The sequence below is a fragment of the Alcaligenes faecalis genome, assembly GCF_041521385.1.
Taxonomy (GTDB): domain Bacteria; phylum Pseudomonadota; class Gammaproteobacteria; order Burkholderiales; family Burkholderiaceae_B; genus Alcaligenes; species Alcaligenes faecalis_E.
Genome location: NZ_CP168006.1, coordinates 2788020 through 2797877 on the forward strand (window position 1 = coordinate 2788020; position 9858 = coordinate 2797877).

At 56.1% G+C, this 9858-nt stretch carries 8 protein-coding genes; 4 read left to right on the plus strand and 4 right to left on the minus strand.

Features of this window, described 5'->3' with window-relative positions; translation table 11 throughout:
• Nucleotides 1-14: 14 nt before the first annotated feature.
• Nucleotides 15-1460 carry an aldehyde dehydrogenase family protein gene (locus ACDI13_RS12470; protein ID WP_316990147.1) on the minus strand — a complete coding sequence of 482 codons (1446 nt, stop codon included), beginning with the start codon at nucleotides 1458-1460 and terminating at the stop codon, nucleotides 15-17.
• Nucleotides 1461-1570: 110 nt separating this feature from the next.
• Here ACDI13_RS12470 and ACDI13_RS12475 point away from each other — a divergent pair, with 110 nt between their 5' ends.
• Nucleotides 1571-2470 carry a LysR family transcriptional regulator gene (locus ACDI13_RS12475; RefSeq protein WP_316990146.1) on the plus strand — a complete coding sequence of 300 codons (900 nt, stop codon included), beginning with the start codon at nucleotides 1571-1573 and terminating at the stop codon, nucleotides 2468-2470.
• 74 nt (nucleotides 2471-2544) lie between these two features.
• Here ACDI13_RS12475 and ACDI13_RS12480 read toward each other — a convergent pair whose 3' ends face one another.
• Complete coding sequence (locus ACDI13_RS12480; protein WP_316990145.1) at nucleotides 2545-4107, minus strand: sulfatase-like hydrolase/transferase; 1563 nt, start codon at nucleotides 4105-4107, stop codon at nucleotides 2545-2547.
• An 18-nt stretch (nucleotides 4108-4125) separates the two neighbouring features.
• Entirely contained in the window at nucleotides 4126-5103 is a 978-nt protein-coding gene (locus tag ACDI13_RS12485) for a tripartite tricarboxylate transporter substrate-binding protein (protein ID WP_316990144.1), read from the minus strand.
• A 101-nt stretch (nucleotides 5104-5204) separates the two neighbouring features.
• Between ACDI13_RS12485 and ACDI13_RS12490 the strand changes: the two genes are divergently transcribed.
• The 3 genes from ACDI13_RS12490 (at nucleotide 5205) to ACDI13_RS12500 (ending at nucleotide 7484) form a co-directional block, all read left to right on the plus strand.
• Nucleotides 5205-5735 carry a MarR family transcriptional regulator gene (locus tag ACDI13_RS12490; protein ID WP_316990143.1) on the plus strand — a complete coding sequence of 177 codons (531 nt, stop codon included), beginning with the start codon at nucleotides 5205-5207 and terminating at the stop codon, nucleotides 5733-5735.
• 94 nt (nucleotides 5736-5829) lie between these two features.
• Nucleotides 5830-6831 carry a 2Fe-2S iron-sulfur cluster-binding protein gene (locus ACDI13_RS12495; RefSeq protein WP_316990142.1) on the plus strand — a complete coding sequence of 334 codons (1002 nt, stop codon included), beginning with the start codon at nucleotides 5830-5832 and terminating at the stop codon, nucleotides 6829-6831.
• 128 nt (nucleotides 6832-6959) lie between these two features.
• Nucleotides 6960-7484 (plus strand): GNAT family N-acetyltransferase, encoded by a 525-nt coding sequence (locus tag ACDI13_RS12500; protein WP_316990141.1) that lies wholly within the window; start codon nucleotides 6960-6962, stop codon nucleotides 7482-7484.
• Nucleotides 7485-7573: 89 nt separating this feature from the next.
• Here the strand turns inward: ACDI13_RS12500 and ACDI13_RS12505 are convergent, their stop codons facing one another.
• Nucleotides 7574-9826 carry a TonB-dependent siderophore receptor gene (locus ACDI13_RS12505; protein ID WP_316990140.1) on the minus strand — a complete coding sequence of 751 codons (2253 nt, stop codon included), beginning with the start codon at nucleotides 9824-9826 and terminating at the stop codon, nucleotides 7574-7576.
• Nucleotides 9827-9858 lie beyond the last annotated feature (32 nt).

Consider the following 9858-nt stretch of genomic DNA (forward strand, 5'->3'; position numbering starts at 1 on the left):
TTAGGTATGTAGAATCAAGCTCGGATATAGCTGGTTTTCACAACGGTATAGAACTCTTTGGCATAGGTGCCTTGCTCGCGGGGACCAAAGCTGGAGTCCTTGCGACCACCAAAGGGCACATGGTAATCGGTGCCCGCAGTGGGCAGATTGACCATGACACAACCGACTTTTGCATTGCGTTTGAAGTCCGATGCATAGCGTAAGGACTGCGTACAAATACCACCGGTAAGACCGAAATTGGTGTCGTTCAAGGTGGCCAGGGCTTCGTCGTAGTTCTTGACTTTGATAATGCAAGCGATCGGGGCAAAAGCCTCTTCACGATTAATGGTCATGGCGTTGCTTGTGCCAGTAAATAACGCGGGCTGCATGTAGTAGCCTTCGGTTTCCTCCTGCAGTACCGCGCCGCCATAGGCCAGATGTGCGCCCTCTTGCTGAGCTAACTCGAGGTACTTCAGGTTTTGTTGCATTTGATCGCTGTCAGCGACGGCCCCAATGTGAACTCCCTTTTTGAGTGGATGCCCAACAACGAGTTTTTTCATGCGCTCAATCATGGCGGCGACAAAGCGGTCATGTATGCCTTCAGTGACAATCAAGCGTGATGAGGCGGTACACTTTTGGCCAGTGCCGCCGTATGCGCCTCCCACTGCACACTCCACTGCATTTTCCAGGTCTGCATCATCCAGTACGATCAAGGCATTTTTGCTCCCCATCTCCAACTGACACTTCACCAGATTGACGGCCGTGGCTGCGGCGACTTTGCGGCCCGTTTCCAAAGAGCCTGTAAACGTGAGCGCATTGATGGCGCGGGAGTGGATGAGAGCATCGCCCACTTCGGAGCCGGGGCCCATGACCAGGTTGAAGGTGCCTGCGGGCAGATTCTGGCGTGAGATAATTTCTGTTAATGCCCAGGCAGAAGCAGGTACCTGGTTCGCAGGCTTCCACACAATGGCGTTGCCAAAGGCAAGAGCAGGAGCAATTTTCCATGCGCCGGTAGCGATAGGAAAGTTCCATGGCGTGATGATTGCTACCACGCCAACGGGCTCCCGGCGGGTTTCAATTTCTATCCCAACGCGAACTGAATCTGCGGTTTCCCCCATCTGGCGCAGTACTTCTGCCGCGTAGTAGTGAAAGAACTGACCTGAGCGGTATGTTTCTCCAATACCTTCAGCTAAGGTCTTGCCTTCTTCGCGAGCGAGAATTTCACCGATTTCATCCTTGCGGGCGATGAGCTCGTCACCGATCGCCATCAGTACGGCGTAGCGTTGCTCTAAACCGCTTTTTTGCCATTCCTGCTGACCTTGTTGGGCCGCAATAATGGCGGCTTCGGCTTGTGCTCTGTCTGCTTGCGCGTAGTGGCCAATCACATCTTTGACATTGGCAGGGCTAATGTTGGCTATGCTGCCTTGATTGCCATCTACCCAGTGGTTGGCAATGTAATTACGAAAAACTGAACCGGACATTTGAACCTCCCTAGTGGATAGGGAACTATGTTAGGCTCTGTTGTTTAATAATAAAAATTAACAATTTCTATCTTTTGATAAGTCGTTTTTATATTGAATGTGGGTGCGCCATGCTGCCGGAATTTAGGATTGCTCAATTACGTCATTTTGTGTGGGTGGCAGAGCTGAAACGGTTTCATGCGGCTGCCGACAAGGCGCGCCGTACCCAGCCTGCAATCTCGCTATCGATACGTGACCTAGAAAATAAGCTGGGAGAGCTGTTATTTGAAAAGCGTAATACCAAGACAGCAAAGGCCGAGCTAACACCTTTTGGCAAGCACTTTCTGTCCAAAGCAAAAGAACTCATCGCGCATCACGATAGGGTGTCGCACGAGATGATGCTGATGGCTAAATACAAAACTGGACATTTGAGGCTGGCGTCTGTGCCTTCAATTGCAAGTCAGGTATTGCCCGCACTGCTGGAGCGTTTCCTTGAACAAGCTCCTGAGCTACATGTGAGCTTTTTTGACGATAGTTCAGATGCTGTACTCAAAATGGTAGAGATGCAGCAGGTGGATTTTGGTATTTGTCACCTGTTTCATGAGCATGAGCATTACGACAAAGTGTTCACGCAGATATGGGAGGATCAGATTGGTGTCGTGTGTCCGGTCAATCATCCTCTAGCGAAAAAAGAGACCTTGCATTGGAAAGAACTCTGTCAACATCGATTGATTGCCAATGGTACTTCGAGGTTGTTGGAGGATAGCGAGGCCAGGCCCTTGTTGGAGCTATCACAGTTTTATGTGTCAAATATGATCTCGTTGATAGCAATGCTGGAAGCGGGTTTTGCGGTAACAACGCTGCCTCGGTATGCCTTTCCCCGCGAGAGCCAAACGTTGCGTTTTATCCCGCTCTCGACGCCCACCGTAGTACGCAGGATTGGGATTGTGACGCTACGGGAGAAGTCACTGTCCCCTGCTGCTCAAGCGATGGTGGACTTTATTTTGCAGCAAACCCGTCAAAGCATATAAAAGGGGATAGGCTGCCCGGTGGGCTCCGGGCTCTGCCTGATTTGCCTTTGCGTGTCTCGCCAAGCCTGTCGGCTTTACCACTGCCCAAAAAACACGCCTGCCTTTTTATAGGCATTGGTGCCGCGTTCGACTTCTTCTTCTGTGACCGTGGTACGGCGTTTCAGACTGGTGAACCATTGCAGCAAGCGTTCCCGGCATTGCTCCCGTATGTGCTCATGGTCGGCAGAGCGGCCCAGGTCGTTGAACTGTTCTGGGTCTGCGTGCAAATCATAAAGCTGTTCAGGCTCGTCCAGCCAATACACATAGCGCCAACGGTCGCTGCGCAGGGACCAGGCTCTGGCATTGGACGGTGACTTGTCACGTAGCACGCGCGCCAGTCGATAGCTGTAATCCAGCTCGGAAAACACGCAGTCGCGCCAAGAAGGGTGTGCGCCGTGTAGCAGGGGCAGCAGGTCTCGTCCCTCAATGCGGTGCGAGGCCGGTGGCAGGCCCAGCCAGGAGAGCATGGTGGGAAGCACATCTACGGCTTCGACCATTCTGTTATCGACGGTTCCACGCGTAGCGTCCGCTTCTGGAGACGGATCGTAGACGATGAAAGGCACGCGTTGCACGGTGTCGTAGAACAGTTCTTTCTCGCCCAGCCAATGATCACCCAGGAAGTCCCCGTGATCGGCGGTAAAGATGATCAGGGTGTTGTCCATCAGGCCATTGCGGGACATGAAGTCGAACAAGCGACCCAGGTGGTCGTCCAGTTGGGTGATCAGTCCCTGGTAGGCGGGTCGGACGGTCTCCACGCAGGTGTCACTGGCAAAGCTGACGCATTCTTCTTGTTGGCGGTAGGCCTCTAGCACAGGGTGTGCGTTGTTGCGTTCGGCCTCGTTGCGGACCACGGGCAGGCATTGATCTGCGCTGTACATATCGTGGTAGGGCGCGGGGGCAATATAGGGCCAATGGGGTTTGACGTAGCTCAGGTGCAGGACCCAGGGTTCGTCCCCCATGCGTTCCATGAAGGACAGGGCCTGATCCGTCATATAGGCGGTTTCCGAGTGCTTTTCTTCCACCAGAGAGGGGTAGCAGGCATTGCGCATATGCCAGCCACTGACCGCTTCTCCATTCGGGCTGCGTGCGGAGATGACAAAGTCTGTCCACGGGTCATCGGACTGGTAGCCGTGGCGTCGCAGGTAGGCGGGGTAGCCGCTTTCTTCGCCCGGCTCGTGGTGGCCGTCGTAGCGGTCTATTTCTTCAAAGCCACCTGTTTTCAGCAGGCGGGCCAGTTCGCTGCCGCCGTCCAGTGCCAGTCGTTCCAGCCCTTTATGGTCGACCATGATGTGGGTTTTACCCGCCAGCACCAGCTTGTGCCCACCGGCGCGCAAGTACTCGCCCATGGTGACCTCGCCTACTGATAAGGGCACGCGGTTCCAGGTGGCACCGTGGGTAGAGGGGTAGCGGCCTGTGTAGTAGCTCATGCGGGATGGGCCGCAAACGCCAGAGTTAACGAAAGCGCGGTCAAAACGCACCCCTTTGGCGGCCAGGGCATCCAGATTGGGGGTGCGAATATGAGGGTGCCCGTAGCAGGCTAGGTGATCCGCGCGTAGCTGATCGGCCATGATGAACAGGACGTTCTTGCGTTGTGTCATGTGGTTTGTGTTGCTGATTTATTGTGTGACTTTGAAGCCGGAGGCTTGAATAACGGGCGCCCATTGTTGGCGGAACTGTTCAATGCGGACACGGGTTTCTTCTGCATCGGCAGATACAGGGATCAATTCATTTTTTAGCAATGTCTCTTGCAGGGCCGGGTCGCTGGTGACCTCTTTGATCGCCAGGCCCAGTTGGGTCACTTTGTCGGCTGGCATGGAGGCGGGGGCGAAGAAAGCATTCCAGCCTGAGGCTTCCAGCTCAACACCCGACTGTTTTAGGGTAGGGACGTCTGGCAGGGCGGTTTCACGCTCGCTGCCGGAGGTGGCCAGGATGCGGATGCGTTTGCCTTGGTGCTGGGCGGTCAGCACATCCAGCGTATCAATGGCCACGGGCAAAATGCCGCCGATCAGGTCGGTAATGACGGGGGCCGAGCCACGGTAGCCAATAATCTCGCCTTTGGAGCCAATTTGCTGGGACAGCATCAGGCCAAAGAAGTGGGGTAGGCTGCCAGTGGCGGGAACGCCGATATTGAAAGCACCGGGGTGCTCTTTGGCCCAGGTGATCAGTTGGTCCATGGTTTTAATGTCGCTGTCCGCCGAGACGGCTACTCCAAAGCCGTACTCGGTCACCATGGAAACCGCTTGAAAGTCGCTGTCGGGCTTGTATGGGATGTCGTTGAAAACCAAGGGGGCGACCACCATGATGGCGGGATTGGCCAGGATCAGCACATTTTTGTCTGCCGCTGTGTTTTTGACATACTGGGCGGCAATCCGGCCGCCCGCGCCGGTTTTGTTCTCGACCACAACGGGGATGCCGAGTTTTTGGTGCAGACTGTCTGACACAATACGTGCAGCCCGATCCGAGGCGCCTCCGGGTGCATAAGGGACAACGACGGTCAGGTTTTCAATGGGGGTGGCTGCGTGGGATAAGCCAGTGAACAACAGCCCTGACAGCAGACAGCTTGTTAGCGTGGTGCGAAGGTGGTTCTTGGTCATGATTTGTCTCCTTTTTTTGATTTCTATCAGTTTTTACCGCAGCTTACCAAGGGGGCGGATAGTTGTTCTAATCAAGTATCTTTAAGGCTAAAGGTCTTTCTATGGTCAGCTCCTATACGTCCTCTTCTACCTTGGCAAGTACGGCAGACGGTACTCCGGCACCGACGTTGCCGGCCATGATGATGTTCCGGTTGTATCGGGCCTGGTCTGCTGGCAACCCGATTTTTATTCGCTTGTGCGAGGGGCGCTTCAATATCACGCGCCGGGAATGGCGCATTCTGGCTATCGCCAGCATGCACCCCGCCTTGACGGGCACAGCCTTGGCGGAGGCAGTCTCGCTGGATACGGCCCGCTGTTCCCGGGCGGTCAGCTCTCTGTGTGAAAAGGGCTTGTTAAAGCGCACGCGCGATACCAAAGACACGCGTGTGGTGCATGTCTCGGTCACGGAATTGGGCATGCAGCGTTACAAGGAGGTCATGCCGATTGTGGCCTCCTTGAACGAGGAAATCTTCCAGGATTTGAGCGCCGCAGAAATGGCGGCCCTGAGCAGCATGCTGGACCGGATTAGCAGTCGGGCGGCTTTAATGCTGGAAGGTGATGTGGTGAAGGAACGGGCCCGTCGGAACCGATAAGTTGGTCTGCGCACCGGCTTATGACTTTTGTTTCTGATTGCTTCGGGAGCGAGAGTGCAGCACTATGGCCCGAAAGGAGCGAGGAGAGGCAAACATGGCTGGCAAAACCATTCTTATCCAGCACAGACAAGAGCAGATTCAGGCACAGGATCATCACACCATTTTGCAGGCTGCGCTGGAGCGCGGGATTTCTTATCCCCACGGCTGCAAGACGGGCGTGTGTGGCGGCTGCAAGACGCGCCTGGTCAAAGGGCAGGTGGAGATGATGGAGTACTCTCGCTTTGCGCTGACCGAGGAACAAAAGGCCAGGGGCTTGATTCTGGCCTGTAGAGCGGTTCCTCAAACCGATGTGACGGTGGGCTGGATAGGGACGGATGATGTTCGGGGTTTGATCCCGTCCCGGGAACTGACGGGCACCGTGTCCTGTATCAAGGATCTGACCCACGATATCCGGCTGGTGCGAATACGTTTGGATGGTCAGGAACCGTTGATTTTCTTTGCGGGGCAGTACGCGGATATCAAGTTTGGGCAGGCTCCGGTGCGCAGTTATTCCATGGCCAATCCTCCGGGGGCGCCAGAGCTGGATTTTTACGTGCGCCGCGTGCCGCGTGGGGTGGCTTCGGCCTATGTACATACGGTCTTGCAGCAAGGTGAGCCGGTCAGCCTGACGGTGCCGCTAGGCTCATCCTATCTGCGCGATGGCTATGGCGGGCCGATGCTTTGTATGGCCGGTGGAACGGGCCTGGCACCGATCAAGTCGATTGTGGAAACCGCATTGGGCTGGGGCATGAGTCAGCCTATCCATGTGTATTTTGGGGTGCGGGAGCGGCGGGACTTGTACTGCGAGGACGAGTTCAAGGCCTTGCAGGAACGTTATGCCAATCTGCGTTTTACGCCTGTGCTGTCGGGGATGCCGGTGGCACCGTACCGAAGGGGCATGGTGACTGAAGCGGTGGGCCAGGACCTGCCTGATCTGAATGGCTGGAAGGTGTATGTGGCAGGGTCACCCTCCATGGTGGATGAGGCTGTCGGTATGGTGCTCAAGCGCGGCGTGAAGGTGCAGAACCTGCATGTGGATGTGTTTTTTACGCCTTGAGCAGGCCACGTCTGCATAGCCGCGCCTGTGGCGATTGTTTACTATCGAGCCTTACGCGTTTCAACTCTTGTTTTATCCCATCATCTGCATTGAATACTGTGCCTGACTCCTCCCTGCCTGACGGCTGCATGTTTCGTCCCCTTCAAGAATCCGAACTGAACCTGCTGTGGTCCATAGACCGTAGCGAGCGAATTGACGGCTTGTACGAGTTGCGTAATGGCGTGTTGCACAAGCAAGCGGCTGATATTGATCTGCGCGGTTGGCCGGAAGGCGACCCGGAGAAATATCACCCTGAACATGAGGACGCCTTTCATCGCGGCTCCTGGTTCATGGGTGTATTCAAGGGTGATACCTTGCTGGCTGCCGTGGGTCTGGACAGCTTGCCTTTAGGGCCACAAGGCGACTGGCGTCAGCTATTTTTCCTGCATGTCAGCCACTCCTTGCGTGGGCAGGGCATGGGCGTATGGCTGCTGGATCAGGCCAAGAAACAGGCTGTGGCATGGGGCGCGAAGGCGGTCTATGCCTCGGCCACGCCTTCAGTGAATACGGTGGATTTTTATAGGGCGCATGGTTTTGGCATTGCGCCAGAGCCTGACCCCCGCTTATTTGAACTAGACCCGGAAGATATCCATCTGCTGTGTTTGCTGGATTAGAGGCTTAGCCTCTTCTTTTGGAAAGAAAAAGGCCTTGCTTGCGCTGCTATCGCGCAGCAAGGCCCTTTCATCACACTCAGGCTTTCAGCTTAGAAATCCATTGTTGCCGACAGCATGAAGGTGCGTGGTGCGCCCACGGCCAGGCTGGTGAAGTGTGGCTTGGCCCAGTAAGCCTTGTTCGCTACGTTATTCACCGTGGCCCGCAAGGTCAGCGGACGGCCGGCGATCTTGGTGCGATAGCGTGCGCCCAGATCAAACACGGTATGGCCGGGAATGGACAGGGAGTTGTCCGCGCTCAGGTATTGCTTGGACGAGGTGGTGGCGTTGGCCATCACGGTCAGACCTTGCAAGTTGGGTACATCCCATTCCACGCCCAGCTTGGCTTGCCACTTGGGCAGTCCGGTGGCCTGGCGGCCTTGTTCTGACGGCTTGGCGGCTTTGGTGATTTCTGGGTTGGAGTAAGCCACGCCACCCATTAAGCGTACCCCTTCCACGGGAGAGCCGAAAAAGCCCCATTCAATGCCCCGGTTGCGTTGCTCGCCACCAAAGGAAAACACGTTGGTGAATGGGTCGGTGTAGCTGCTGGGGCGCTTGATTTCGTACAAGGCCAGGGTGTGGGCAAAGTCACCCAGATCCAGTTTCAGGCCCACTTCTTTTTGTTTGGTTTTGAAGGGGGCGAAGACTTGACCTGCATTGGCGGCGGTATTGGGCGCAATGGCGCCTTGGGACAAGCCTTCGATGTAGTTGGCATAGACCGATACCTGGTCTGTCGCTTTCACCAGGAGGGCGACAGCGGGAGTAGTCGCACTTTCTTTGTAGCGTTCGCCTGTACGCTGACCAGTGGCACCGTTAAAGCTCTCGTTGATCACTTGCTGACGGCGTGCGCCCAGTGTCACTTGTACGCGGTCATCGGCAAAGGACAGGGTGTCGGCAAAGCCGATGCTCTTCAAGCGGGTTTTAGTCGTGCTGATCAGCGGGATATTGTTGGGCAGCGATGGCTCAGGACCCCAGACCGGATCATAGATATTGGTCACCCATGCGCTGGGCAGCAGGTTGCGGAAGCCGCTCAGGTCGTAGTCTTCGTTGTACTGCGTGGCGTTGATGGCAAATTGGTGGCTGACCGGGCCAGTTTGCAATTTACCCATCAGGCCCACTTCAGCGGTTTTACGCCGCATCTCGTCGGCCACGCCGCTGAAGTTGATCCTGAAGTCGCCCGCGTTATTGATGACCTGACCAGCGCCCATATTGGAGCTGAATTTGGTGCGGCTGATACCGGCGGCTGCGTAAGCGGTGAATTGATCGTTCAGATCGAATTCGCCACGGATCATGGCACCCTTGTCCGTGGTGTCATAAAAAGCCCAAGGCGGGTTCCACGACACATCGGGCTTGGGTGGTTTGGGCAGTTCTACACCGGGATTCAAGGTCAGGCCGCGTGTCAGGCCGTAGGCGCGGTCTTTGCTGTGAAACAGGTCGGCAGACAGTCGCACACGTTCGCCACGCCAGTCCAGGCCCAGAGAGGTTTGCGTAATTTTCTTGTCTTGGTCTTTGATGGCAATGTCGCCATCGCGGTAGGCCGCGTTCAGGCGTATACCGAACTGCTTGTCCTCGCCAAATCGACGGCCCAGGTCCACGTGGCCACCAAAGTGCGAGTCGGACATATAGCTGCCTGTGACGCGAAACAGGGGATCGTCGCCTGCGCGTTTGGTGACCAGGTTGACGGCACCGCCTGCCGAGCCTTTGGGCGGCATGCCGTTGAGCAGGGCGGAAGGGCCTTTCAGCACCTCGACGCGCTCGTAGGCTTCGGGCGAGTTGCGGTAGTAGCCGCCCATCCCGGCCAGGCCGTTGACGGTGACATCGCCCACATCGGAGCGGAAGCCACGGATGGAGTAGCTTTCGTTGCTCTCGCCTGCAATGCCGCTCATGAAGACGCTGGGGTCGGTTTTGGCGATTACTTCACTGATGTCACGCGCCTGCTGGTCGGCCATGTATTGCTCGGTATAGCTGATGGTGTTGAAGGGCGTTTCCATGAAGTCTTTGGTGCCCAGCAAACCGACGCGTCCGCCGGTAGCGACTTGTCCGCCTGCATAGCTCTCGACAGTCTTGTCACGCTGACCTTTGACGGTAACGGACGGCAGGGTGACGACTTCATCAGCTTGGCCAGCCGTACGGTTTTGTGCCTGTGCAGGCGAGGCCATCAAGACCAGCGCGCTGGCTCCCAAACCCAGGAGTAGCGCCATTTGCACGGCACTGAAGGTGCGGTTCAGGGCAAAGCCGGAGCGGCTGGAATTGATGCTTTTGCGTATCGAGGGCGCAAACGTCCCATTGTGGCGTGGTGTGTACATGCCAGTTTCCTTTATGTAGCGGGGGTGTTTCT